This window comes from Glaciimonas sp. PCH181 (genome assembly GCF_003056055.1).
Lineage (GTDB): Bacteria > Pseudomonadota > Gammaproteobacteria > Burkholderiales > Burkholderiaceae_D > Glaciimonas.
This window is the reverse complement of sequence record NZ_PYFP01000001.1, coordinates 617,966-643,770: the sequence shown is the minus strand read 5'-3', so window position 1 is coordinate 643,770 and position 25,805 is coordinate 617,966. Positions and strand designations below refer to the sequence as shown.

The 25,805-nt window shown below is 49.2% G+C and carries 22 protein-coding genes; 2 read left to right on the top strand and 20 right to left on the bottom strand.

All coding sequences use genetic code 11. The features are described 5' to 3' along the window. Positions 1–234: 234 nt before the first annotated feature. From C7W93_RS02750 to C7W93_RS02655, 20 genes are all read right to left on the bottom strand, one after another. Positions 235–2,631: an ATP-dependent DNA helicase gene (locus C7W93_RS02750; RefSeq protein WP_225869733.1), complete on the bottom strand. Its 2,397-nt coding sequence runs from the start codon at positions 2,629–2,631 to the stop codon at positions 235–237. After that, positions 2,616–4,316: a VRR-NUC domain-containing protein gene (locus C7W93_RS02745; protein ID WP_108438639.1), complete on the bottom strand. Its 1,701-nt coding sequence runs from the start codon at positions 4,314–4,316 to the stop codon at positions 2,616–2,618. Before C7W93_RS02745 ends, C7W93_RS02750 begins: the two co-directional genes overlap by 16 nt. Before the next feature lie 36 nt (positions 4,317–4,352). Then, positions 4,353–4,664 (bottom strand): hypothetical protein, encoded by a 312-nt coding sequence (locus tag C7W93_RS02740; protein ID WP_108438638.1) that lies wholly within the window; start codon positions 4,662–4,664, stop codon positions 4,353–4,355. 166 nt (positions 4,665–4,830) lie between these two features. Then, positions 4,831–7,425 carry a DNA ligase D gene (gene ligD / locus C7W93_RS02735; protein WP_108438637.1) on the bottom strand — a complete coding sequence of 865 codons (2,595 nt, stop codon included), beginning with the start codon at positions 7,423–7,425 and terminating at the stop codon, positions 4,831–4,833. Positions 7,426–7,438: 13 nt separating this feature from the next. After that, entirely contained in the window at positions 7,439–8,404 is a 966-nt protein-coding gene (locus C7W93_RS02730; RefSeq protein WP_108438636.1) for a Ku protein, read from the bottom strand. A 191-nt stretch (positions 8,405–8,595) separates the two neighbouring features. Beyond that, the gene (locus C7W93_RS02725) at positions 8,596–9,015 is read right to left on the bottom strand and encodes a PRC-barrel domain-containing protein (protein WP_108438635.1); all 420 of its coding nucleotides are present in this window, start codon (positions 9,013–9,015) and stop codon (positions 8,596–8,598) included. 316 nt (positions 9,016–9,331) lie between these two features. Further along, a complete protein-coding gene (locus C7W93_RS02720; protein WP_108438634.1) occupies positions 9,332–10,036 on the bottom strand; it encodes a response regulator transcription factor in 705 nt (234 codons plus the stop codon). A 132-nt stretch (positions 10,037–10,168) separates the two neighbouring features. Further along, a complete protein-coding gene (locus tag C7W93_RS02715; RefSeq protein ID WP_108438633.1) occupies positions 10,169–10,675 on the bottom strand; it encodes a type II secretion system protein in 507 nt (168 codons plus the stop codon). Then, the gene (locus C7W93_RS02710) at positions 10,662–11,063 is read right to left on the bottom strand and encodes a type II secretion system protein (protein WP_108438632.1); all 402 of its coding nucleotides are present in this window, start codon (positions 11,061–11,063) and stop codon (positions 10,662–10,664) included. The genes C7W93_RS02715 and C7W93_RS02710 overlap by 14 nt, the downstream gene beginning before the upstream one ends. Beyond that, the gene (locus C7W93_RS02705) at positions 11,038–11,571 is read right to left on the bottom strand and encodes a type II secretion system protein (RefSeq protein ID WP_108438631.1); all 534 of its coding nucleotides are present in this window, start codon (positions 11,569–11,571) and stop codon (positions 11,038–11,040) included. Before C7W93_RS02705 ends, C7W93_RS02710 begins: the two co-directional genes overlap by 26 nt. Continuing rightward, on the bottom strand, positions 11,568–13,721 hold the full coding sequence (locus tag C7W93_RS02700; protein ID WP_108438630.1) for a secretin N-terminal domain-containing protein: 2,154 nt from the start codon (positions 13,719–13,721) through the stop codon (positions 11,568–11,570). The genes C7W93_RS02705 and C7W93_RS02700 overlap by 4 nt, the downstream gene beginning before the upstream one ends. 2 nt (positions 13,722–13,723) lie before the next feature. Beyond that, entirely contained in the window at positions 13,724–14,290 is a 567-nt protein-coding gene (locus tag C7W93_RS02695; protein WP_108438629.1) for a hypothetical protein, read from the bottom strand. After that, a complete protein-coding gene (locus tag C7W93_RS02690) occupies positions 14,287–14,892 on the bottom strand; it encodes a hypothetical protein (protein WP_108438628.1) in 606 nt (201 codons plus the stop codon). The genes C7W93_RS02695 and C7W93_RS02690 overlap by 4 nt, the downstream gene beginning before the upstream one ends. A 2-nt stretch (positions 14,893–14,894) precedes the next feature. Further along, on the bottom strand, positions 14,895–15,404 hold the full coding sequence (locus tag C7W93_RS02685) for a hypothetical protein (protein WP_108438627.1): 510 nt from the start codon (positions 15,402–15,404) through the stop codon (positions 14,895–14,897). After that, on the bottom strand, positions 15,391–16,155 hold the full coding sequence (locus tag C7W93_RS02680; RefSeq protein ID WP_146177505.1) for a hypothetical protein: 765 nt from the start codon (positions 16,153–16,155) through the stop codon (positions 15,391–15,393). The genes C7W93_RS02685 and C7W93_RS02680 overlap by 14 nt, the downstream gene beginning before the upstream one ends. Further along, on the bottom strand, positions 16,136–17,806 hold the full coding sequence (locus C7W93_RS02675; protein WP_108438625.1) for a GspE/PulE family protein: 1,671 nt from the start codon (positions 17,804–17,806) through the stop codon (positions 16,136–16,138). The genes C7W93_RS02680 and C7W93_RS02675 overlap by 20 nt, the downstream gene beginning before the upstream one ends. After that, positions 17,803–18,975 carry a type II secretion system F family protein gene (locus tag C7W93_RS02670; RefSeq protein WP_108438624.1) on the bottom strand — a complete coding sequence of 391 codons (1,173 nt, stop codon included), beginning with the start codon at positions 18,973–18,975 and terminating at the stop codon, positions 17,803–17,805. The genes C7W93_RS02675 and C7W93_RS02670 overlap by 4 nt, the downstream gene beginning before the upstream one ends. Continuing rightward, positions 18,972–19,478: a transglycosylase SLT domain-containing protein gene (locus tag C7W93_RS02665; protein ID WP_108438623.1), complete on the bottom strand. Its 507-nt coding sequence runs from the start codon at positions 19,476–19,478 to the stop codon at positions 18,972–18,974. Before C7W93_RS02665 ends, C7W93_RS02670 begins: the two co-directional genes overlap by 4 nt. A gap of 1 nt (position 19,479) precedes the next feature. Beyond that, positions 19,480–19,917 (bottom strand): type II secretion system major pseudopilin GspG, encoded by a 438-nt coding sequence (gspG, locus tag C7W93_RS02660; RefSeq protein WP_108438622.1) that lies wholly within the window; start codon positions 19,915–19,917, stop codon positions 19,480–19,482. 117 nt (positions 19,918–20,034) lie between these two features. Beyond that, entirely contained in the window at positions 20,035–20,700 is a 666-nt protein-coding gene (locus C7W93_RS02655) for a DsbC family protein (RefSeq protein WP_108438621.1), read from the bottom strand. 812 nt (positions 20,701–21,512) lie between these two features. On the opposite strand from C7W93_RS02655, the gene C7W93_RS02645 reads away from it, so the two are divergent. Together C7W93_RS02645 and C7W93_RS02640 are read left to right on the top strand one after the other, a co-directional pair. Next, complete coding sequence (locus C7W93_RS02645) at positions 21,513–23,639, top strand: TonB-dependent copper receptor (protein WP_225869732.1); 2,127 nt, start codon at positions 21,513–21,515, stop codon at positions 23,637–23,639. 323 nt (positions 23,640–23,962) lie between these two features. Then, on the top strand, positions 23,963–25,582 hold the full coding sequence (locus C7W93_RS02640) for a lytic polysaccharide monooxygenase (RefSeq protein ID WP_108438618.1): 1,620 nt from the start codon (positions 23,963–23,965) through the stop codon (positions 25,580–25,582). Positions 25,583–25,805 lie beyond the last annotated feature (223 nt).

Below are 25,805 nucleotides of genomic sequence, written 5' to 3'. Positions count from 1 at the left end.
AGCACCGGATATTTCATGGCGACTCTGCGCTCCACAAGAGGCGAGGAATATTCGGCATATTCAAAGACGAGTATTGCTACGTCGAATCTAATGTGGAATCGCTCTATATTCAGAGGGCGAATGCAAGAATCGGCACTGCCACTTTCTCGTTACTTTACAGGACTTATTGCTTTATAGGCAAGTCGAAGAAAGCTGTATTGGCGTAATTTTGAGCAAGCCTGAACACCGCTCGCGTCAGTATTTCACTGGTGATTCAACTTTCCACCAGCTCGGCAATAGACGCACAACATCGGGTCGCGCAAACCGATCATCCATTAAATAAACAACGCCCTGATCCGACTGCGTACGAATTACCCGCCCGGCCGCTTGCACCACTTTGCGAATTCCGGGAAACAAGTAAGTGTAGTCATACCCCACCGCCGCGCTGAACGTTGCATTCATGCACTGCATCATGTGGTTATTCACAGGATTTAAAGGCGGCAGACCCAAGGTGGCAATAAACGCGCCGATTAAAGATTTGCCGGGAAGATCAATTCCCTCAGCAAACGCCCCGCCCAGCACCGCAAAGCCGATGCCCTGACTAGTCGCTGAAAAATTAGCCAAAAAATGTTCACGTTCCTGCTCGTCCATCCGCCGCGATTGCACCCAAATTGGCATTTCCGGGTTCTGTGCACTGAACCGATCAACGACTTGCTGCAGATATTCAAAACTACTAAAAAAAGCCAGATAATTTCCTGGCATCGTTGTGTACTCACGTGCAATCAATGCAACGATCGGCGCAATCGATTTTGCGCGGTCTTGATAACGGGTAGAAATATTGCTGACAATGTTGACAGACAATTGATCAGCACTAAAAGGCGATTGCACGTCTATCCATGCCGTATCGGCGGGTAGTCCAAGCGTATCGCTATAAAAATGTGACGGCGTTAATGTTGCCGAAAATAAGACAACCGAACGCGCAGAGGCAAAACGCTGGGCAAGGAAAGGTGCGGGGATAATATTGCGGAGGCAGATGACGGTTTCCTGGCCTTTCGATGAAGAGGAATTTTGCGCAGCCTTCGTGATATCGCATAACGAAGGCGCTGGGGGATGAATATCTTCCTGCACATCTACATCTAAATGTGATTCGGACGTAGATTCCGATTTAGATTGGGATGCAGAGTCGAACAATGCAATAAGATGCGCGAAATGCAGCATATCAAAATAATAATGCAGTAGCCGCGACCCAGTCTCTATTGGATTTTCATTTAAATAAAGGGAAATTGTATTGATAGCTTGCTGCAGCGCATGACTAAAAGCGGCGGGAATAACTGGATAAACCTGATAAGACGCATTCTGACTTTTGTTTAAACTATTCCATTGACGATTAAGTTTATCGAGGGATTTTTTTATCTCAGCCGGTGCAGAGCGACGCACGATATTGAAACCGATCTGGTCCAACTCGGCGGTATACATTTTCCGCGCCCGTTCCACCAGATCGTGCGCTTCGTCCACCAGCACCGTGACTTGCCATTGATTGGCAACGGTGAGGCCGTACAGCATGGCGTTGAGGTCGAAATAATAGTTATAGTCGCCGACGACAATATCGCTCCAGCGGACCATATCCTGACTTAAATAATAGGGACATATCTGATGTTCCAGCGCCACCGTTCTTAGCGCGGCCTTATCCATCAAACCTATCGTGACCGCTGCTTTGCGCGCCATCGGCAATCGATCGTAAAAACCTTTAGCGAGTGGGCAAGAATCGCCGTGACAGGCCTTATCGGGATGTTCGCAGGCTTTGTCTCGGGCTACCAGCTCCAGCACACGTAACGGTAAAGTGGGCGCGCTTTTGTCGATTAGTGTGATGGCTTCTAGTGCCAGACGACGACCAGACGTTTTAGCCGCAAGGAAAAATAGTTTATCCAGGCCCTGCCGGGGCCATGCTTTAAGGGTTGGAAATATTGTGCCGATGGTTTTGCCGATGCCGGTTGGCGCTTGCACCATCAAGCATCGTCCGCTGGTCGTCGCTCTATAGACGTCCTCAGCCAATGCGCGCTGACCGGGGCGAAAATCGGCATGAGGAAACTGCAAAGCCGTTAGCGCCTGATCGCGTGCGGCACGATGCGCTAACTCATGCGCCGACCATGCCAAAAATCGTTCGCATTGCTCTTCAAAAAATCCCTTCAGCGCAGCGGCAGAATAGGCTTGCACCAGCACCGTTTCCTGTTCGCTGGCGATATCAAAATATACCAACGCCACCCGCAATTCAGAGAGTTCATACTTTTGGCATAACAACCAGCCGTAAATTTTTGTTTGGGCCCAATGTAACTGGCGATGATTGTCGGGCATCCGGTTCAGATCGCCTCGAAATGTCTTGTATTCTTCTAATTGATTTTGCGCTGGATTATAGCCATCGGCGCGACCGACAACGCGCAAATTCTGCATGTCGCCAGTAAGTGTTATTTCCGCCTGATAGCTTTCAGCGCCAATTACGGCGGCGGCAACCCGACGAGACCGGATGATGGCATGACCAGCAATCCCCTCCTGCGCCGTGGGCGATGGTGTGAAACGGAGATCGAGATCCCCTTCTTTTGCAGTGAATTCGCAGAGGTCGCGGACGGCGACCTTGTATTTCACCCCACCTTGCATTCGAGCTCCTTCGTCCATTCGACATAACACACTGCGGCAGGCATATTGTGTTTACTAAAATAGTCAAACCAACGTAGTTGATTATCTTGTAAGCGATCGCCGGGCCCTTTTACTTCAATCAGTCGATATTGTTTTCGCTCTGGCCAGAACTGAATTAAATCCGGAATACCGGCGCGGTTTGCCTTGATATCTAGCAAAATTCGCTCAAACCAGCATTTCAAATGATGCGCTGGCACGCACAGCAACGCAAGCTCCAGTAACTCTGCGGTCAGCACATCCCAGAATACAAACGGTGATTGAATCCCTTTTTTTTCATGGAAGCGCTGGCGGATCGTTTCGGCATACTGATCAGAGTCCAGTTGCTGCAAACTCGCCTTAAACTGTGGTTCCCGCCGACGGTAAAAATCGGCGCTGTATAAATCAGCTGGCCCGGTGTGAAAAGGATGAAAAAAGGCATTCGGTATAGGCGTAAAGATAACGTCCCAGCATAGCAATCCAAAAAGGGAATTGATTAACCCATTCTCGACGTAATGTACTTGTGCGTTTTGCGGTGCGTTTGCCAGCTGCAAATATTCTCTTGCCAGCTCTTCCACTGATTCTTGCTGCGATGGCTTCTGTAATGTCAACGTCATTTTGTTGAGCAGCACCCGACTTGCAACAGCTTCTTTGGGATGACCAAGTTGTCGCATTAACCTAGGGATGACCCGTAATAAACGCTGTTTTTCTTCTTCGTTTTCAGGCGCGTATTCTGCGATTTTTGCCAGTTTGAAAGCTGCTTCAAGTTGCCCGCGGCGTTCCATTATCCTGATGGTACGAATACGCGCGCCCTGATAATTACTTAGGGCATAGACAGTCAGCGCATTGACCAGATCTTCGCTTTTCTCGTAATGCTGTGCAATCTGGAATAGTAATCTGGTACGCCGTTCTTCCAACAAAAGACTGTCATATGCTTGCGCGGGGATATCGTTGATGACGGCATCGGCACTCTCGCCTTGTTGGAATCGTTCTCGACATTGAAAAAGATGGCAGTAGTCTTCAATTTCCTGGCGCTTCTGAAATCCTCGCGATGTGGATGAAAATGCCACTTTTTCGTATTGAAATATGCCCAGATCGGCGAGTACGAACTCCGTCCAGCTCTGACGTAAATTGCCAAAAAATAACAATCTGAGATGGTCGCAGATTGTGCATACTTTGACTTGATAGACGCATTCGGTCGCATTGGGCCACCAAACGGAAAATGGGTGAATATCACTGATATCGCCATCTTCGCTAATTTCCCGCATCTCTTTTCGTAGCGCTTCTAACTGGCTTGATTTTTTTGCCGACTTTTTTGGCAGCGTTCGCCCAAAAATATGGGGTATTTCTGTCTTTTTCAGTAGAACAAACAAATCGTCGACGCTGAGAAAGGGGTTGTTATCTACCCATCCCAGCGCAACCAGCGGCGCCACTGCTGCGCCTAACGACCCTATTTCGTCGTAGACCAATTTACTTGATCGAAATAACTTCCCTTTTCGCATCACCATTCTGACCAACAATGCCTGGGATACCTGCGGCAATGATGAAAAGTCACGGATAAACGCTTGTTCCTCATCGATAAGGAGATCGCTGTAGCGCTGATCGACCCAATTCAAAACGAGCTGAAAATTGTCAAGATAGTAAAAGCGATTTTCGATCAAATTAGGCATTTCGACAGGTGAATGAAGGATCCGACAGACTTACACTTAGTCGTTTTTCGCCATAGGTGATTGTAATTGGGCCTGACGAGAATCATGCATGGATAGCAAGGGTTGCTGCGCACCGCGTCTGCTCAAGGACCGCGCTTCACATAATCGGATAACCCACATACGCAGCAGCAACACTTCAAGATAGCCGGACGCTAGGCTGGTGCGTAACTCAATTAACGGATTGGGTGTGTAATAACGTTTGCGATAATCACGACAAATCGATATTTCCCGACCACCGATTTGAAGCACAATCGCTGCAGGCACGTCATTAAAGTCGTACCCAGCGCCAACGGAGTTAAAGTTTGCCATAGTAAGAAATCCCCTCAGAAATCATCAACAATGAAATCAAAGCTTACCATAACAACTGTATAAATATACAGTAAAAATTATACTCCCATGGATTTGTCTCGTTTACGCAAAAAATTACCTTAAATGAAACAAATATAAATGCCGAATAACATCGATAAATCCGATTTCAATCTAACCTCTCAGGCTTAAAATTCAACATCTTCATAGGAGAAGTTAAGCGTTGCACGGTCGAAGCGTAAGCATCCCAAGGCGTATTACCGCGATCAAGCCGCGTATGAATATTAGCGACCGTCCAATGCGCCGCGCTGTGAATACTTTGCACTTCGTCCCATTCAATCGGCACAGAAACGCCCAGCCCCGGCCTTGCGCGAGCTGACCAGGCGCATACCGTCGTTGCGCCAAAACCATTACGAAGATAATCCACAAATATCTTGCCGACGCGATTACGTGGGCCGCTTTTGACCACAAACCGCAGCGGAAAAACACCCACCAAATGCGCCACTATCGCATGCGAAAACCCCTTTACCACGTCCCAGCCAAGCTGTTTCGCTAACGGCACCACCACATGAAAACCCTTACCGCCACTGGTCTTAACAAAAGATTTCAATCCTAGCTGGTCGAGTAAAGCTTTTACCAGTAATGCAGCCTCTTGCACGGCAGCCCATTCGACACCTTCGCCGGGATCAAGATCGAATGTCATGCGGTCTGGTTTGTTGATGGATGTCTTGATCGCGTTCCACGTGTGGAATTCGATCACGTTCATCTGCGCGGCCGATAGCAAGCCTTCCGGGCGGACGATCTCCAGCAAACGGGGATGGTCGGGATCGAGCTTCTCTGACAGCTGCGCCACGCCCGCCATCTGCCCTACTTCCAGATGCTTCTGAAAAAACAGCTGTTTTGTGATGCCGTCGGGCGCTCGCACCAAAGATACGGGACGCCCTTGCAGATGCGGCATCATCAACGGCGCAACCAACGCATAAAATCGTAGCAATTCAATCTTCGTAATACCGGTGCTGGGGTCGATTTCGCGTTCGGGACTGGTGATTTTCAACGTCGGGGGTAATGACGTTAAAGGCGCCTTTTCGCCGATGGGATGGACTGGCACCTCACGAATGATCTTGCGGGCTGGCTTGTCATTGCGCAAACCATGGAAAACAGCATGACGAATCCGGCCGCTATGGGTCCATTCGGCAAATGACACCTCAGCCAGTAACCTAGGTTTTACCCAATGACCATCTGGCCGCAGATCGCTGACGGCGGTGAACGGACTACGCTCGGCGTGGATAGCATTCAGCGCCGTTCGTAGACTGCGCAACGTTTTATCGTCAAATCCTGTGCCGACCTTGCCCGCATAACGCAATTTACCGTCCTCATCATGTACACCGAGTAACAGAGCGCCGATTCCCGCCCGGCTTCCCTGCGGATCGGTATAACCGCCGATCACAAACTCTTGCCGATGGCTGCACTTCAACTTAATCCAGTCAGGGGAACGCCGTTCTGCATAGGGCGCATCACGTTTTTTGCCAATAACGCCCTCCATTCCCAGGCGGCACGCTGAGGCGACAATATCTTCGCCATTGGCCTCAAACGATTCGCTGAACCGAATCGTTGGCGGCAAATCCTTATTTAATAGCGATTGCAGCAAAGCTCTACGCGATACCAACGGGACCGGTCGCAAATCGAAGCCATTAAAGAAAGGGACGTCAAACAAAAAATACACAATTTTCTGAGTTTTATGGCTATCGAATGCGCCTTGTAACGCCTGAAAGTCGGGAATGCCGCTTTCATCCGGCATCACGATTTCTCCGTCGTACCAACCTGCCGGAAGTGCCGCAGCACGCAATGCATCCGCTAAAACGGGCAATTTTTCGGTCCAGTCGTTACCATTGCGCGTCATCAAAACAATTTTTTTGCCTTGCACACGGGCCAGCAAACGATAGCCGTCGTACTTGATTTCATATAACCATTCGGAAGACGCCGTTGGCGGCTTATCCACCAAGGTGGCTAATTGCGGTGTCAGTTTTGACGGCAACGCGGCCTTGACCGCACCTGCGGGAACGGTCTGCGATGGCGTATCAGACTTATTTTTTTTAGTTGAAGGTCCGGACTTCGTCGTTTTGTCAACGGTTGCGGTGTGCGTACCGGACTTGGCCTTTGTGATCAGCTTACTTTTAGGCTTTGCGGCCGACGTTGACGCACCCAGTTGAGCAACACTATCCGGCATTTCATCCACCACGCTATACGCCACAGCAGGTCGTGCAAAATCGTCTTTTTCCTTGATCAGCAACCATGTCGGCTTCTTTGGATTGTCTTTGTCGCTTCTGCTCTTCATCCGAATCAGCGCCCAATGACCATGCAATTTATAGCCATTCAGCGTGAATTTAAGATTGCCGTCGCGCAATCCCTGTGAAGGATCCTCCAAAGGTTGCCACGTTCCTTTGTCCCAAATGATGACTTTTCCCGCGCCATATTGCTTAGCAGGAATTTTACCTTCGAAGCTGTTATAAGCGATGGGATGATCTTCTACTTGCACAGCCATGCGCTTATCTTTCGGGTCATAACTCGGCCCCTTTGGGACTGCCCAACTGCGCATAGTGCCCTCAAATTCCAGGCGCACGTCGTAATGCAAATGAGAGGCCCAATGCTTCTGCACCACGAACGCAAGGCCGGACTGATTGGCAGCGCCGCCGTCCTCCGGCTCTGAAGTTTTGGTGAAGTCGCGTTTGGTTTTGTAGATTTTCAGCGGATCGGGACGCGTCATGACGAGATATCCTTTAGCTGGCCTTCCGTTTTGCGGCTGGTTTCTTCGCTGCGGGCGGTGCAGCTTTAACCGATTTAACCGATTTAACCACCTTGACTGGCTTTACCGATTTTGCAGGTTTTGGAGTCGGCGCGGCCTTCTTCTCAGCAGTCGTTGACTTGGGCCGACTAATATTGTGCAGGCTGCGCTGCAACATCTCGGTCAAGTCATAAATCCTTGCACCGGAACCTGTATCGTCATCCGCTTTTTCAATCGACCTGACGGATTCGGTCTTTCCAGCCTTCACTTTTTCTTCTACCAATTTAAGGATTTGTTCCTTGAAAGAATCAGAAAAGTCGGCGGGATTCCACTTGCCGCCCATATCGCGCACCAGTTGTTCGCCCATCTTCATTTCTTTGTCGTTCAAGCCCGCCGCTTTGACGCCTTCGGCAGGCAAATCAAGTTCTTCCCAATCCCTGACTTCGTCGCCCCAGCGCAGCAAATCCAATACAAGTGCCGGTCCGCAAGGCATCAACACCGCCAGATGCTGCTTGGTTTGAATGACGACCTTGGCAATCCCGACTTTACCTGTCTTAATCAATACTTCGCGCAATAAGGCATAGACTTTCGCACCTTTATTGATCGGCGAAACATAGTAAGGACGTTCCAGATACAAGAACGGAATTTCGCCAGCGTCGACGAAGCTTTCGATTTCAATCGTTTGAGTGGATTTGGGATAGGCTGCGGCAATTTCTTCTTGCGACAAAATGACGTATTCACCGTCTTCGTATTCGATCCCTTTGACGATGTTTTCTTTATCGACTTCTTTGCCGGTTTTTTTATTGATACGCTTGTAACCGACAGGGTCCATCGTGCGCTTGTCCAGCCAGTCGAAATTCAGACCTTGTTCGGAAGTAGCAGAATGCAACGCAATCGGGATATGCACCAGCCCAAACGAAATCGCGCCTTTCCATAGTACACGTTTGCTCGCGGTAGCCATTGCAGACTCTCCTACGGTTCACCAAACTGCTGGGATTCCTATAAATACAGGCTTGATATAAGCGCAATACAGGTTGATTACGGGCGGACTGTGCCCCGCCCATAATGGTCAGTCTCATACACATTTTTACAATCAGGTTATCTATAAGGTTGCGAATACATTGCAATGAAGACTGCAATTAACCTTATTTTTTACACTAGCGGGGATGAGTCGGAAAAGCGATCTGTTCCATAGTAGGTGTCAATTTCACGTATCCAACTATGGTCTGCCATATCTGGCCAGTGATCTTTATCAAAGCCTGGCGCACTTTTCAGACGATCCTTATCGACATTCAGAATGAAGCGCTCATTCACGGGATCAAGCTGTAAAGCTTCCCATGGGACCGCAAATAATTTTTCTCCCATTCCAAGAAAACCACCGAAAGAAAGAACCGCATAATTAACTTTGCCAGTGCGTGTGTCTAACATCAGTTCTTTGATATCGCCCAAGTCCTCTCCGGCCTGGTTGCAAACATCATTTCCAATCAAAGTATCTGCACCAAGAACTTCTGGTCCAGGACCGCCAGTGCTATTTCTATATATGCCGTAAGTATCACGATCCAAGTAGCTCATTTTTTAGCTCCTTTCGAACAACATTAGGATGGATTACGTTCGTTCGATCCCTGATTGAACGTAAGCTCTAGACTTATCGAAATTGGCAAAAGTTCCGTACGGTCTCTGCTTAAAATTATTGCAATATAGGCGCGTTCAAAATCTCGTCAAGTGTGACACTCCATGGCTCTGGCAGAAGTTAATTGACGGTAAGGATTACCAGATTCGCTTGCCGAAAAGCAAGGCAAAAAAAAGCGAAACCAGTGTTTTGGTTCCGCATCGACAGCGACAAAAATCATATCCAACTAGCTATTAAACCCGCCTGACTAGCCGCAATTTAGTCTCTCTTTTGAGGCTCACTTTCAGGTGGTGCAATATTCGTCAGCCCAACTTGAGAATTCAGTTGGAACAACTCGGCATCATTAGCACACGCAAGTTTCATCATACCCATGCGTTTTTGGTTGCTGATAGTTTTACTGCTGCGGCGCACGTGATCTGCAATCGCCTGCACCGACATACCGCCTAGAAACATCCGCAGCACTTCAAGCTCTTTTTTCGATAATAAGGCGATCTTATCGACATCCGGCCGGGTGCTTTGCGCTTCCAGCGTTGCGGCCAGACTTTGGCTTAAATATTTGTATCCGGCCGCCACGCGTTTGATCGCTACCGGAATTTCATTCAGATCGCTGCCCTTATTAAGCAAGCCATGCACACCCAATTGCACAATTTTGCTCAACAAAGCGGGGTTGGTCAGCACCGTTAATACGATCAACGTTACGTCAGGAAAGCGACTTTTGAGGCGCGCCAGCATTTCCATTCCATCACCGAAAGCGCCGCCCGGCATCGCATAATCGGTCAGCACCATGTCCACCTGTTCAGGGTGGTCAGCGGGGCGAGCATCCAGCATTTCGAACAATTCGGTTGAGTTGGAGGCAGTGCCAATGAGACTCACATCCGGCAAATTTTGTAGAATGGCGCGAACGCCCATGAGAACGATGGGATGGTCGTCTGCGATGACCAAATGTAGTTTTCGACCATACATGCTTGGACCTCAGGAAATGTGACATTTTGCTCATGTGCCAACACTGATTATAGCTTGTAGAGACAAAAAACGGCCATCATATGCAATGGTGTCGACTTAAGTCCCTGTGCCAACGTCATTTTCCTCTGCCACTTATTGGTTGCATATAGCCGCTGAAGCGGGCTTTACTTTGCTTCCTTTCACCAGAAACTGCCATTCTGAGTATTGCGTTTTCCCTTCGAAATCTTTCTGATGCTTCGGAAAATTATGTTGCTTATAGGGCGTATCGGTACTTTTGCTATAGACGCCGATGATGCGTTCGCTATGATCTCGCAATATTCCCCAACCGCCATCAACGCTGGCAGGCGCGCTCATGGGATCGCTGTATGCCATGCGTAAATGTCGGCGTGTCTGGAAATCCCGCCGATCTTCCAGCAATGCCTCAAAATTCGGAGGATAACAACCGCGTACCGGTCCGCTTTCAAAATAACTCTTCACAGCCTGGGCAATTTGATTGCCATTGAACAGTAGATCGGCTTCTTTGCCGCGGTTCATACGCACCGATAGCGAGCCGGATAACTGGAATGCCATGATGCTCATCACCGCTACCATAATCATCACAGAAAGATAGGCAAAACCGCGCTGCTTACCATTCTGCATATGCCTCTCCTGATAGCGACATCCCCTCTGCCCCACTGCGCACTTCATAAATTTGTGCATCGTCGTCCAGTTCTGGCTGCCACGAATCGCGGCGTCCGGTCACCGGATCTAACGGCACTTCCTTCAAATAGCGGCCGCTCACCAGCTCTTCCAACGCTTGCGGACCTGCGCCCATATCTTGCCGATAGTGGTCAATAGCCTCACGCAGACCGCGAATATTATGTTGCAATACGACCTCTTTGGCGCGCTCTGTCTGTTTGAAATATTTTGGTGCGACTAACGTCATCAAGGTCGCAATAATCGCCATCACGACCAGTAATTCGATCAGCGTAAAGCCATTTTTTCGCAGCTTTTCTCCTTTGTTACCATTGGTTATATGGAATGCCATTGAGACCCTCTTCTGTATTCGTTGACGTGATATCGAAAACATCCTCGCCGGATTGCGGCGAATCGAACGCACTATCGTAACTGCGCAATTGCCAGGTTTCGGCCGCAGGGGTATCGGGACAATTGCACATCGGATCGCGTGGCAGTCTGCGCAAGAAAACTCGTTTTCCGCCATTGACATTTTCTTTGTTAGCGACGCCCGTCTGCAACACTTCCAGATTGGCGGGATAACCACTGGCATCCAGCATTTTTTCGATCGCGCCGTCATCTGCAGCCTGTTTGTAGGCATCGATGGCAGTCCTGATTTCACGCAGGCCATCCCGTAATTCCTGCTCTTGATGACGGCGCGCCATAAACTCTGTCATGGGCAACAGCGCAGCCGCCAGAGAAGCCAAAATAGCCAGCGACACCATCAGTTCTATCAAGGTAAAGCCACGGACTATTTTATGATTCGTAGTAATTTTTCGTTCTCGCTGTAGCAGCCTGCCGCGATGCAGCCAGTGTCTCATTTCATTTCTCGCCATGCGGTGATAGTCGCAGCTTCGACCTTCTCCAGCAATGCCGTTTGCGGTTGCATTTTTGTATTCACCTGCGTCATGATTGCTATCATTCTTGGTGAATTCGCAGCCGTCGCCAACGTCGTCGTCACGGACCAGCCACGTATGCTGAGCGTCTGATGATAACTAAGCGATTTCTGAGTCAAAGGGGGCAGGACAACATCGGATACGCCTTGTTCAGCCGGGGCTTCAAGCATCGGCAGTTCATTTGCAGGATTGACATCTGCTGTCGGTTCTTCAACAGCGGTATCACTTGAACTTGATCCAGCGGAAGAATTACCACCACCAGTTGTCAGACGTGCGCCTTCTGTGTTGCGCAGTATCAGACTTTCACCACTGACACGGGATTCTGTGCCAGAAATAAACGTTGTCACATGCGCGCCCGGCAATTCCAGTTTGCGTTCGATACGCGGCGTGATAACCAATACCAATTCCGATTTTGCATTGCTGCCTTCGCGATTACCGAACAAACGATCCAGCAACGGCAACTGACTAAGGCCCGGCAAACCTGACTTATTGTCGCGATCTTCGCGATTAATCAAACCTGCCAGAATTTGCGTTTCGTTATCTTTCGCCGTCAATGTAGTTTTAGTTTTACGCTGATTAATCCGATAGTATTTAGCCTTTTTCGGCGACTCTTCAACATCGCCAAGACTGGATACCGTCAAATCGATATCAACGCTGATCTCACCATCCAGACTGATTGTCGGCAACACTTCAAATTTCAGACCGACATCCAGCATTTCGACTTTTTCCGAAGTTGCCCCAGAATCCGTCATCAAGTTAGTAATCACGGGAATCTTTTGACCGATCTCAATGTGCGCTTTTTTGCCGTTCTTGACGCGAATTTTTGGATTCGCCAGGACCTGCATGCTTGTCGCCTTTTGCAACATATTCAGCGTTACGCCTTTTTGGGCACCGAGATTAACGAACAAATCTTTTTTCTTCAAAGAGGAAAATAGATTCAGCGGAATATTACTGCCGCCGCCTTCAGACGCGCCGTCGGCTTTGGAAATACCCAAGCCAATCGCCCCCGGATATTGCATACCGAGGTTGAGTAAATCATTGCTGCTTACCTCAAGCACCTGCACGTCCAGCGTTACTTCGGCTTCAGGCCGATCCAGCGCCAATACCAGGCGGCTAGCCAATTCCAGCGTTTCTGGCGCATCGCGGACAACGATGGCATTGATCCGCTCATCGATATGGATATCTCTGGTTTTAAGCGTCATTTTCAGCGCACTGCTGACCGACTTTGCATTAGCATGGCTTAAGAAAAAAGTCTTTACCGCCATGTCGCGATATTCTTTATCCTTGCTGCCATTGGCTGGATAAATCAGCAGCGTGTTGTGATTCAATACTTTTTTACGCAAGCGATTGGTCGCTAGCAATAGATTGATGGCGTCTTCTGCGGTGGTTTTTTTCGCAGAAATACTCGCCGTGGCCGATTTCGATACATCGGCATCGAATATGAAATTGACCCCGGCCAGTTTTGAAATGGTATCAAAAATGCTGACCAGATTATGCGAACGGAACGTCAGCGAAACCGGTTTTTGTAACGAAGCGCCGAGCGCTGGCGATAGGGTTTTCGATTCAGCCACTCTGCGCATCAAGGTATCGCGTAGTTTGATCGCATCCGCCCATGATGGGCGCTCTTCCAATACTTTGTGGATCAGCTTAAGCGCATCATCCGGACGGCTTTCCGCCATGACACGCGCTTCAGCCAGCAATTCTTTTAAATGTTTGCGGTTATCGATCTGATTGATCGCCTGGCGCGCCCGCATGTTGCCGTTATCGTATTTCAGCACTGTTTCAAACCGCGCAAGCGCCGTCTGTTCATCGTCTGCCGCAAGCGCTTCTTCAGCCTCTTGATAGTAACGTCCGACCAATTGATCCAACTGTTTATACATGGCGCTATCGAGACGCATGTCTTTTGGACTTTCTTTCTTAGCGTCTTGCAAGACGTCAATAGCGGCTTCCAGCTGACCTTGTTGCGCCAGTTTTTCCGTTTTTTCCATAGCGCGAGGTACGGCACATCCAGCAATTAGCGATGCCGTCGTCAACATCAACAAACTCTGTACCACGCGGTGTTTTAAATTTGACATAATTAATTCCCTGTTCCGCTAATGGCTCGGTCGATATCGACTATGTGTTCAAGCTGCAACGGCAAATAAGTAAATGTGATGCGTTCGTTTTCAATCTTTTCGAGTCGGTAATTGCGCTCTAGCACATCACCGATTTTGGGGCTTGCAGCTGCACCGCATCCTTGACACAGGATCACGGTTTGATCGCCTTTGGTAAGGATGATCTTGCGTTGCGCGCCATCGACCCACAGCCCGCTCACCTTCATCGGGAAAGCCGGGGCTCTGGCTGGTACCGGTGCCGGTATTGGCGCTGGCTGCGCTGCCATTTCTTTAGGCCTGCTCAGCGCAGGCAGTGGCGCATTGCGTGCCGCCATCGCTTGTGGCCCTTGGTTCGGAAACAAATTACGTGGTGCCGACGCTGGCAGTTCCGGCAACGTCGATAAGTTCTTGTCGGCCGGTTTTACTTTTTTGCTGACTGCTTTGGCACGCACTGGTCCAGCTTCATCAGACGCTGTATCGGTCAACATCGCATAGCCGCATGCGGCGATGGTGAGTGGCAGCACAATACGCAAATACATGGGAATTTTCATTTCGCCACCTCTGCATGCGTTACCTTGCTTTTAGCCATGTCAGTGTTCTTGACAACGTCATTACTCGCGGGCTTAGTGACCGACAATTTCATTTCAATCTCAAGCATGACTTCGGACGGCGTTTTTCTAGTTAAAGAAAATGTTTCCACCCACACGCCGGGCAGACCTGCCAACTCTTCACTCAAGTCCCTGAACAACGCATAACTGCCTGCAGTCGGCAACGTAATCAAAATGCGACTGTCTTGCGCCGCACCCTTTTTGCCACGCTGTATTTGTTGATATTTCACTTCGCGTGTATCCAACGCATACTTTTTAGCCAGATCCAACACATCTTGCTGCCCCGCCGATGACAAAGAACCAACCTTCGAGACAACGTTTCGGCTGTTATGAATCTTTTTAGTATTAGCAACTTGCTGCGCCGTGATGCGGGTCAATGTATTTTGTTGTTGATTGATAGTTGGTTTCAAGAAAGCCTGATGCGCAATCAGCGCCACCACTAGAATCCCGCAAGCGCTAATGCCCGGCAAGCCAAGACCACCGGCGACGCGATACCACTCCCATTTAAGACGTTGTTGGAATCTGTTCAGGTCTATTTTTTGCATAGTCATTTCCACCCCAATACCAGACTGGCATCCAATAACCATGCATCGGTAACGATCTCTTTTTGCACATGCTGCTGCAAAAACACATCATTCCCAAATTGCTGTTTTAGGCGATCGACAAAACCGAATAGCGCTTCGCTAGACGTGGCGCTGACATGCAATTGCATGCGCCCTTTGTTCATATCCGTCTGCATGCGTAGCAGGCTGATATCGTCATCCCAGGCGGCTTCGACCCGTTTCAGGGCGGCAATAGCGGTCTGCGATGGTGCGCCTTGTTGCAAAATTTTGTTGGTCTGTTGCTGTGCCCGTTTTTCTTTATCGATGCTGCGTTGCAGATCGGCAAGCTGTACGTTTTCTGTCCGTAAGTGCGCGGCCTGTTGCTGCATCACGCTGATGTCTTGCCATAGCACCGCCGCGGCGACCAAACTGGTGGCGACAGCCGCAGCGATCATCGCCGGACGGAAATAATCGACTGTGCTGGCAGGGACGCTACCGCGTCTATACAGGTGCATGATTATTCTCCAGCGCGGCATCGGCATCGGTGGCCGTCGCGATCTCTGTCGCCGTGACGTCATCGTGCGGAATTGCATACTCACTAAAATGGATATTTGTCGGAAAATGATTTGCCATCATAGAGGCCGATATCAAACATTGTTCCGCCGTCTGGCCGATACCGCGCAGAGCAAAAGCGTTGCACCAAATGCCATCGCGGCGGAAGGCAAACTCATAACCGCCCGATTGATGCGACACAAATACGGCGTCGGCATCTGGCGCGCCGGATTGACGGTTAATTGTGTCGGCCAGCAACGAATGCACACGGCGCAGACGCAATTTTTGTTTCTTGCAGGCGCTGACAATCTCATCCACGACATCGCGCCGGATTGCGCTGGCAATTGCCGGACACGCAAAACGTTCCTGAAATATCTCGCAATACCAGTCAGAGCGCACGATGCCATATTGCTGCTCTAACATAGATTCTGCGTAGGCCAGACGATCTGCCGGTATAAGTATTTCATCCTGCCAAGGCAAAATCATATGGTTGGCATAGGGATAACCAACCGCGACTTCAATCGCGTCAAGCATCGGCAATGCGCTGCGCGGCAATCCGGCGATAAGCGCATCAATTGAGGATGCACGGTCGATTTCGCCCGCTTCTGTCACTTGCAAAGCACTATTTTTTGCTTCGTCAAGGGGACTGCCGGATGTCCGTAGCGTTATTTCGGCACCGATGACAGCGCTATATTTAATCCATCGCAATGACACGTTGCACCTCTTGTAATGTAGTTTTTCCTTGCAGCACAGCGGCCATCGCTACGTCGCTTATCGAAATAAAGCCTTCAGACTTGGCGATTGCCTTAAGCGCGCGCATCGGTGTTTTTTGCAGAACCGCATCCTTGAATGTCTCGCTGCAACGCAGAATCTCGGCCAACGCTATACGTCCATGAAAACCAGTGGAACGACAGGCGGCGCAGCCTGATCCAGCCATCAGATTGATGGGAACCGCTTCCTTAGACTGCTTCGATAAAATGGAGATATCGGTCAGATGTTTTTTTGCCAGCGCTATTTGCGTTGGATCAGTAACGGGTTTTGCGCAGGCCTGACAATTGCGCCGGACCAGTCGCTGCGCGACAACGCCGTTCAGCGCTTCGAGCAGACTTGCCGGTTCAACACCCATGTATAGAAAGCGCTCCAGCACACTAAACACACCGTTCGCATGCACGGATGACAGCACCAAATGCCCCGTTAGCGCGGCTTGCACTGCTATACCTGCGGTCTCCGTATCGCGGATTTCTCCGACCAGAATGATGTCTGGATCGTGCCGCAAGATCGAGCGCAATCCTTTGGCGAAGGTCAGCCCTTTTTTGTCATTGACCGGGATTTGGAGCACGCCCTGCAATTGATACTCGACCGGGTCTTCGATCGTGATGAGCTTTTCTTCGCCGCTGTTCAGTTCTGACAGCGTGGCGTACAGCGTAGTCGATTTACCGCTACCGGTTGGACCGGTCACCAGCACCATGCCATGCGGAATTTTTACCAGAGCGCGGATGCGATCCAGCGTATTGTTATCGAAGCCCAGCGTTTCGAGCTTGATTGCTTGATTTTGGCTAGATTTATCCAACACTCGCAATACCGCATCTTCGCCGTGAATACTTGGCATCACGGATACCCGAAAATCGATATTTCGTGACTGAATGCACGCCTTAAAACGGCCATCCTGCGGAATCCGGCGTTCGCCGATATCCATACCGCCAAGCACCTTGATGCGCGAGACCGTCTGTTCTGCAAAGTCACTGCCCTGCACTTGCGTAATAAATTGCAGCACGCCGTCAATCCGATATTTAACGACTAAACCGTCATCAATACTTTCAAGATGGATATCACTGGCGCGTGACTGCAACGCATCAAACAAGGTCGAGTTAAGCAATTTAACTACCGGACTTTGATCCTGAGAAATAGTGCTCAGCGAGATTTCTGCCACGTCATCGGTTTGGCGTTCCGATTGTTCTTGCTGGAACTGATCTATCGCACGCTCTTGCGCTTCGATTAGCTGTAACCGCTGGGTGACAGCATCCGGTATCGTGATCGCCAGCACAGCTGCGTGTTCGTTACACAGGCGTTGCGTCCAGTTCCGCGCCGGGATCGAATCCGGACGGCCCATCACTAGATATAAAACTTCATTCACGCGAATCGGCAAAATCTGTTTTTCCAGCACAACTGCCAATGACATGATGTCGAAATCGCACTCGGCTGCCAATACAATGTCGGCGGAGACAGACTGCAATCCGATCAATTCAGCGATCGTCTCAAGCCGTTCAGGATGTTTATTTAACGTATAGGCAATCACGCCATCGGCCGTGTCAGACAACGGGCTAGACAGGCAAGCTGGCATGTTCAAATTTAGGTGGTTCTTCATGAAACACTTCCCGCCAACTCAAAGATCGGCATATACAGTAAAAAGACGATGACCCCGATGAGACCACCTACGATAAGCATCAAGACCGGCTCAAAAACTTTGCTAAATACTTCTATGGCACGGGCCAGCGCTTCATCATGAAATTGCGCAATACGTTCACACATCCCGGCCAGATCGCCGCTTTTTTCTCCTACGCGCAACAATCTTGCTGCTACTGGCGTTGTCAGATTGGCGTCGATCAATGCGCCCGCTACGCCACGACCTTCTTCGACGTGCTGAAGCACTTGTTGCAAGTCCGACTGACGGTCTGCGGGAAGCAACTTGCCGGTGAGTTTTAATGCATCGACGACGTGCATGCCCCCTAGCAGTAATAGGCCGAAAGTGCGATAAAACCGGGCCAAAACAAATAGAACCCGCTGTTCATTCAGGCGTTTCAAGCTCCACACCATTTTCCATAGCCCCGCTTTCACAGTTGCTGTACGCAGCGCCATCACCACCGCAGCGATACCCACTGCCGCGCCGATCAATAGTTCGCTACCGCGCTCAGACAACAATTCCGCCCACCACACCATCAATTGCGCAGTCCCGTTTAAATCTTTCATGCCGCTGAAAACAGTGGCAAAACGCGGGATCACAAAGACCACCAGAAATCCCAGAATCAACGTACCGACGGCCACTACGATGAGCGGATACATCAATGCGCTCCATACCTTCTTTTTGAGACTGGAAATCTGTACTTCATAATGATGAAACCGGCGTAACGCCTGCGGTAACTGCCCGCTATGCTCGGATGACGCCACGCTAGCAATCAGCAATGCAGGAAAAATATCGCTGCGTTGCGCCATCGCCTGCGACAGCGGTTGACCGTGATATAAATAGGTCAGCAAACCATCTAATACTTCTTTATGTTCCGGATTTGCCGATTTTTCGGCTAAGGCTTCGATTGCCTCCACCAATGCCAGACCGGCATCCAGCAGCGCAATCAGTTCTTGAATGAATAAACCAAGCAAAAATTTACTGCGGCGCTTAGCCCGTTGCGGGACTTCCTTAATCCGCAATACCTGTCCTAATCTGGCGCATTGTTTGCGAGCATCATCGACATCTGTGGCTTGTATCGATTGATGCTGCGTAAGCCCATCGCGCAGAAGAAATGCATCAAACTGCTTCATTGCACGACCGTACTTTGCGATTTGACCGGGATGACCTGGGGCACCTGACGTTGACCATCTTGCGTTTTTAAATGCCGATACTGTCGCGCTACCTTTTTAATATAGCGATTGCGCGCTGTCTTACGATTAGCGCCGACGCCAGCGTTGTAGGCGCCGACAGCTTCCCAGTTATAACCAACGCGCTGTATAAACTCTGCCAGAATCCAGGCACCGACCATGACCGAGGTACAAGGCTCTGCCAACAGAGATTTTTCGGTAATGCCGAATGGCGCAAGGCGCGGAAAATGTAGTTTATTAATTTGCATTAGTCCCACGTCATAGGAACCGTCATTGTTATAGTTTCGGGCCGAGATATTGAAGCCCGACTCGACATGCGCGATTGATTGCAGCAACACCGGATCAATGTTGTAGCGATCCCCTGCTTCGATCCAGCAATTGGCCGATGCCACCGCCGGGAATGCTACTGCGATGCAAAAAGTCAGGGCGGTTAATGATCTTTTCATCCTAAAATCCCCTCGTAATCACTTTATTTTTGCCGGTTCCTCCGAGCTGACCATCCGCACCCAACGATAAAATTTCAACGTCATACGTTGCATCTGCATCACGCGCCGGGTTATGCCATACGTAAGGGTTGTCCCACGGGTCTTTTGGCAAATCGTTGTTCAGATACGGGCCTTTCCATTTTTCTTGTCCTACTGGCTGCACGATCAAGGCTTCTAAACCGTCTTCTTCCGATGGATATTCACCGGTATCCAAGCGGTACTGCCCAAGTACATCGGCCAACGTTTTCATTTGCGCGGCGGCGGCGCTTTCTTTTGCTTGCTCGATCTTGCCAAACAACTTAGGCCCGACATACCCGGCCAGAAGCGCGGTAATGAGCAGCACCACCAAAAGTTCAAGCAAGGTAAAGCCACGTTGTGAAGTTTGTTTGATGTGCATCATCTGTATTTCCTTAACTAATTTATGGGGCGATACTTCATTACGCCACTATCCCAACATCGGTAGCGATGCATCGAATACATCACGGCGAGATTGCCAATTTGAATGTTTAGCCAAAACTTACTTGAGGTTTTTTTCAATCGCATTCGCACGAATAAAGCCGTTGGAACGGGTGCCGTCAGCAAAGATCATCACTGGCGTGCCCGTAATCCCGAAACGCTGGCCGATATCCAGTAATTCCTGCACTTTAGGTGCGCACTGCTCGTTCTTTTCCGCCGCTTTACCGTGCAACATCCAGTCACCCCAGGCTGCAACAGGGTCTTTTGCACACAACATGTCGCTAGCTTTAGCTTTTGAATTGGGCGATAAGAAGGGAAACATAAAGGTGTAAACAGTCACGTTGTCGAGGTTCGCAAGCTCTGTTTCCAAGTGTTTGCAATAACCACAGTTAGGGTCCGAGAACACTGCAACGTGGCGCTTACCGTTACCTTTAACGCGCTTGATCGCCTTGTCTAAAGGCAGACTCTCCCACAATTTTTTGTTAGCGTTGTCGTTGACTTGTGGCGAGGCTGCCTGACGCGAGAATGTACTGCGAATATTTTCAAACAGCCCGTAATGGCCATTGATTTGCGGGTCGCCAATGGCCCCCGTCTTTTGAAGGCCGCCCTGATGTGTTTTATTTGGCTGCAAGCCATCGGCGACGTTCGCGGCCGATGCAGGAAGCGATGATGCCAGCAAAGAAAGTGCCGTCACGATGGCGAGGTGCTTAAGGGATTTGATAGACATTGTTTAATGCTCCTGTTGAGGTGAACAATGATTTCTGATGTACCTGTTACACCGGACCTTTTTGCTCTGTTTAAGTTGACATGACGCAGTTTTACAGAGATGTCTTCTCGGAAGAATGGGATTTATCCCAAAGATGTGAGGCAATCTGGGTAGATGCTCTTGTCAGATATTTCTGCGATACACCGGATGAGGATAAAAAATAACGCCGACATGAATGGCACTGGAACTGGCGCAAAAAATCTCAATAAGCTTTGCTAGCGCTTTCAACATGACACATCTGTGCTTTGATTAACTTTGATTGAACTGCGCTTAGGTTAACTATGTACTGGCTATGCAGTATCGATTTTCGATGTTTAAAAAAGCGAGAATTCTCGGCCGATGCAGCATGCACTTCGCGTAATAGCCCTGCGTTGCAACGTCCGTCCGAATAAGGATTTATCCATAAACGGCACGCATTCAATACATATTCATCCAACTTCAGCATGTCCCTTGATTCAAGGCGGCGCTATTGTATTCGCACCCGCTTTCGATAGATAGACCGATACGGTCCGCCCACCAAAACAAAGATTTGTCTTTGTCAAATATAGATTTTTCTTGTCGAATCTCTGGATTTATCCAATATTTTTTCTCGATACAAGTGCTCAGAATGTATCGCACCAAACGTATTCGAATGTAGGAATGCATCTGTCGACCGATATCACTTTTGTTTCTGAATGTAGCGATTGCCTGCGAGGTAGCGACTACGTCCGAACTCAATCGCTTTGCTGCCAGCATTTTTGATATTTCGTTTTTTTTTAAACATTAAGCTCATCGTGAGTAAAGCTGAAGCTGACAACAAAGCGGCGTCCCCGCTGTCAGCAGGCATAGTCGCGACTGGCTTAGCATCTAACGATTTCACAATGACGAATCGCTTCAAACTTACTCCGATTGCTTTCGTTCTAAGCGCCCTTTTTATCAATAATGTTCAGGCCCAGACGCCAGAAAATTTGCGGATCATAGAACAACACGCACCACTTCCAGAAGTCGTCGTGACCGCACCGCAAATGTCAGCACCACTAACGATCGTGACCGACCCAAAAGCCCCCCGCCAACCGGTTCCAGCACAAGACGGTGCAGACTATCTGAAAACTATTCCCGGCTTCTCAGTCATCCGCAAAGGCGGCACCGATGGCGACCCTGTATTGCGCGGCATGGCGGGTTCAAGATTGAATATCGCGATGGATGGGCAACAAATTTTAGGTGGTTGCGGTGGCCGTATGGACCCGCCAACGGCGTATATCTTTCCCTCTGAATACGACAAAATAACAGTCATTAAAGGTCCGCAAACCGTGCTATACGGCCCTGGCAGTTCTGCTGGTACGGTCTTGTTTGAGCGCAGTACACGCCGTGCGCCACCGGGTTTGAAGTTCAATCTCAGTTCATTGACAGGCAATTTCGATCGTCATGATGAAGTCGCCAGCGCGCGCTATAGCCTGTCTGACTTCTATGTCGAAGCTGGCGCTACTCGTTCCCATTCCGGTGATTATCGCGATGGCAACGGCAATTCCGTGCATTCCTCTTACACGCGCTGGAGTAGTCGCGCAGCCTTTGGATGGACACCAGATGACAACACGCTGCTAGAATTGTCGGTGGCAAAAAGCGATGGACAGGCTGCTTATGCCGATCGTCGTATGGATGGCGCCAGCTTCGCCCGATCAACTGTCGGACTAAAGTTTCAAAAGAGGAATATCTCGCCGATGATTAGCAAAGTCGAAGCGCAGATTTATCATAATTACATCGATCATGTAATGGATAACTACAGCTTACGGACGCCTCCAAAAGGCAAGATGCTGATGGCAATGAATCCAGACCGTACAACAGAAGGCGGTCGCGCCGCGGTCACATTAAATCTGAGTGACGCAACACAACTGGTCGCAGGCTTCGATGTACAGAGTAATCTGCACCGTGCCCGTGCTGGTATGGGCTTCACATCTGAAACAGTTTCATATAAAAATAACCCGCGCACTAACAACGCCAAATTCCGCAATGTCGGCTTGTTCGGTGAGTTGACGCAACATCTGGGCGAAAAGGAAAATCAACGCGTCATTTCTGGATTGCGAACAGATTTCTGGCATGTCGCGGATTTGCGCCAAGCTACAGGAAACTCCGCCGATGCCATACTCGGAAGTGGATTTACACGTTATGAACGCGATCTGATCAGCATCCCGATGACAGCCTACGCTGGCCTGGGATTTGCGCAACGCTTCCCTGATTACTGGGAAATTATCGCCAAACAAAGTGCCAACAGCACCAGCGCTTTTGGCATGAATCCAGAATCCACCGCGCAGATTGACGTTGGTGTCTTGTATAAAGCCGGGCCATTAAACCTGACCGCATCTGGCTTCACCAGCTTTGTAAAAGATTACATTCTGATTCAATCGAATGTAACCAAAGGCGGAATGCGCGGCATCTCTATCGCACGCAATGTCGACGCAGCAACCTGGGGTGGCGAAATCGGCGCAACGTATGCACTGAATCAGCTGTGGACGCTTGATGGGTCGGTGAATTATGTACGCGGCAACAATTTGACAGACCATACAGCGCTAGGTCAAATGCCACCATTGGAAAGCAAATTCGGTCTTACTTTCGATAATAAAATATGGTCGCTCGCCTCCATGGTGCGCACTGTTGCATCCCAAAATCGTTTTGATCTGAACAAGGGCAATATCGCCGGGCAAGATTTGGGTGCCAGCGCAGGATTTACGATATTCTCAGTGAATGCTGGCTGGAAACCGCGTAAAGATATGCTGATTTCGGCAGGTGTCGACAATATCACCAATAAAGTCTATGCAGAACACCTTAGCCGCAGCGGTTCCGCGATACCTGGATTTAATCAAACCACACGGATCAATGAACCGGGCCGTACCGTATGGCTGAAAGCGCAATTCGATTTGAAGTAACACCATTGAGAACCGTTACGTAGCAAACGTAAAGGTTATTCAGCAAAAAAGAGGGCGACAATGTCGCCCTCTTTTTTTACGCCATCACCATCTACACAACCTCACGCCAACTGCGCGCTTGCCACTTATCCAGTGCGGATAATTCTACCTCTCCCTATCGCTTTATCTTAGTCAAATCACGCCTTTGTCAGATATTAAATCCCCCTCCAAAAACGCACAATGCTTCAGATCAACAGCAGCTATGCGGCCGGCACATAAACCGATGCGGCGATGTTTGTTTGACGTAAAAAATAATTTTTATCAACTCACAAAGGTTTTATCAAATGTCGTCATCAGTTAATACGAAAACACTGGGTAAGTTATCGCTGGGATTAACGCTTGTACTGGGTTCGTTGGTCGCGCAACAAGCGGTTGCGCACGGTTATGTGGAGTCTCCTCCTAGTCGGTCATTGGCATGCTATGTAGGTCAGAATACAGGTTGCATCGAGCCATACGAACCGCAAGGTGTTGAATGGGGCGGCGGCGGTCCTGCCTTCGATTTAACTAAGCCAGGTAAAGAAGCGTTCCCAATTGGGGGCCCAAAGGATGGCGATATCGCAGCGGGTGGTCTCACCGACAAATACGGTTCCCTGAATGAACAAACAGCAAATCGCTGGAGCAAAACCAAGGTCAAGCCGGGCATCAACACGTTTAAGTGGAAATACACCGCCGATCATATTACTGCGTATTGGCAATTTTTCATCACGAAAAAAGACTGGAATCCAAACATGCCGTTGTCACGCGCATCGTTTGAAACAGCGGCAATTGCTACGCAAGAACACAATGGCACTAAGCCAAACGGCGGCATTATGCACTCTGACCATCAAGTGAATATTCCTGCTGACCGCAGTGGCTATCACGTCATTTTGGCAGCATGGAAAACCTCAGATACTTCAGCTAGTTTTTATCAGGTCATCGACGTGGATATTCAAAATGACATAGCTGTCGCACCATCCAAATGGAAAGAAGTTGGTTCGATTCAACCAAGCCCTACTGATCTGAAAGCCGACACAGTTATTCGTGCACGGGTAATGGTTGCAGGTACGGAAGACCGCAGCAAAGAGGTTGTAATGGACATTCGCAGCGATGATGAAGGCAAAAGCAGCCAATGGCCGCATGCCCTGGCAACGAAAATCAATGCTGAGAATACCGGATACAAAGCAGGTCAACTTACTAAAGATGATGAAGTGAAGCCAGCGTTTGGTACGAATAACGCCTACGTGCAGAAAAATAGTAAAGTCACCGGAATCATGATTGATATCCAACGCGCAAATCCTATTTTCTCGATGGATGTCAGTGGCATTAAACCAAGCTACAAAATCGAAAATGGTAAAGTCACACTGCATTTTGATGTTAAAGCCCTGGGCGATTCCAGCAATGTGAAAAACGTTGTTTATAACGCTGATAAAGAAGAAGTTGCACGCAGCGAAGCAGACGTGAACGACGGTTCGGAACATTTCTCATTGAATATCGAGAAAGCAGTAGCCGGTAACTATGAACTTGTCACAGTCGGCAAAGCCAAGTCGGGCAAACTGATTCAGAAGCAATCACCGTTCAAATTAACTGGCGGCGACGTTGTTGCACCGGTAGTGCCTGTTGTACCAGTTGTGCCTGTTGTACCAGTTGTGCCTGTTGTGCCTGTTGTGCCTGTTGTGCCCGTCGTACCAGTTGTGCCGGTAACGCCTAAAGTACCAGTTGTGCCGGTAGCTGGCGATTACGAGTTCACTTACCCGAATAACGTAGATTCTTACGTTGCAGGTTCGCTGGTATTTCAACCCGCAGATGGCGCAACTTATGAATGTAAGCCTTTCCCATACGCTGGTTGGTGCAAACAATCTCCTGCTCATTATGCACCGGGCGTTGGTAGCAACTGGGATGATGCATGGATTAAGATTAGTAAGTAATTGATCTATCATTAAAATAATCCGGTGCCGAATTAGCCATATCGGCACCGGGTCTTTGATCATAAAAGCCGCCCTGATTTATCGGGGCTTTTTTTTTGGTGCTACAAAAATTCTTGCGATACCGTATTAAATTTTATCTGATCAAAATCGCAGATTGCAGATCAATCGATATATCTATTTTCCATTTTTTTGCATGTTTAAAAAATTGCAGACCATCATTTCT

Excerpts from the sequence above, each read along its gene's own strand:
- C7W93_RS02695 (WP_108438629.1), bottom strand. The coding sequence starts at position 14,290 with ATGAAAATTCCCATGTATTTGCGTATTGTGCTGCCACTCACCATCGCC.
- C7W93_RS02690 (WP_108438628.1), bottom strand. The coding sequence starts at position 14,892 with ATGCAAAAAATAGACCTGAACAGATTCCAACAACGTCTTAAATGGGAG.
- C7W93_RS02745 (WP_108438639.1), bottom strand. The coding sequence starts at position 4,316 with ATGCCTAATTTGATCGAAAATCGCTTTTACTATCTTGACAATTTTCAG.
- gspG (WP_108438622.1), bottom strand. The coding sequence starts at position 19,917 with ATGATGCACATCAAACAAACTTCACAACGTGGCTTTACCTTGCTTGAA.
- C7W93_RS02730 (WP_108438636.1), bottom strand. The coding sequence starts at position 8,404 with ATGGCTACCGCGAGCAAACGTGTACTATGGAAAGGCGCGATTTCGTTT.
- C7W93_RS02640 (WP_108438618.1), top strand. The coding sequence starts at position 23,963 with ATGTCGTCATCAGTTAATACGAAAACACTGGGTAAGTTATCGCTGGGA.
- C7W93_RS02725 (WP_108438635.1), bottom strand. The coding sequence starts at position 9,015 with ATGAGCTACTTGGATCGTGATACTTACGGCATATATAGAAATAGCACT.
- C7W93_RS02685 (WP_108438627.1), bottom strand. The coding sequence starts at position 15,404 with ATGCACCTGTATAGACGCGGTAGCGTCCCTGCCAGCACAGTCGATTAT.
- C7W93_RS02740 (WP_108438638.1), bottom strand. The coding sequence starts at position 4,664 with ATGGCAAACTTTAACTCCGTTGGCGCTGGGTACGACTTTAATGACGTG.
- C7W93_RS02665 (WP_108438623.1), bottom strand. The coding sequence starts at position 19,478 with ATGAAAAGATCATTAACCGCCCTGACTTTTTGCATCGCAGTAGCATTC.
- C7W93_RS02710 (WP_108438632.1), bottom strand. The coding sequence starts at position 11,063 with ATGGCATTCCATATAACCAATGGTAACAAAGGAGAAAAGCTGCGAAAA.
- C7W93_RS02655 (WP_108438621.1), bottom strand. The coding sequence starts at position 20,700 with ATGTCTATCAAATCCCTTAAGCACCTCGCCATCGTGACGGCACTTTCT.
- C7W93_RS02675 (WP_108438625.1), bottom strand. The coding sequence starts at position 17,806 with ATGAAGAACCACCTAAATTTGAACATGCCAGCTTGCCTGTCTAGCCCG.
- C7W93_RS02715 (WP_108438633.1), bottom strand. The coding sequence starts at position 10,675 with ATGCAGAATGGTAAGCAGCGCGGTTTTGCCTATCTTTCTGTGATGATT.
- C7W93_RS02670 (WP_108438624.1), bottom strand. The coding sequence starts at position 18,975 with ATGAAGCAGTTTGATGCATTTCTTCTGCGCGATGGGCTTACGCAGCAT.
- C7W93_RS02720 (WP_108438634.1), bottom strand. The coding sequence starts at position 10,036 with ATGTATGGTCGAAAACTACATTTGGTCATCGCAGACGACCATCCCATC.
- C7W93_RS02705 (WP_108438631.1), bottom strand. The coding sequence starts at position 11,571 with ATGAGACACTGGCTGCATCGCGGCAGGCTGCTACAGCGAGAACGAAAA.
- C7W93_RS02750 (WP_225869733.1), bottom strand. The coding sequence starts at position 2,631 with ATGCAAGGTGGGGTGAAATACAAGGTCGCCGTCCGCGACCTCTGCGAA.
- ligD (WP_108438637.1), bottom strand. The coding sequence starts at position 7,425 with ATGACGCGTCCCGATCCGCTGAAAATCTACAAAACCAAACGCGACTTC.
- C7W93_RS02700 (WP_108438630.1), bottom strand. The coding sequence starts at position 13,721 with ATGTCAAATTTAAAACACCGCGTGGTACAGAGTTTGTTGATGTTGACG.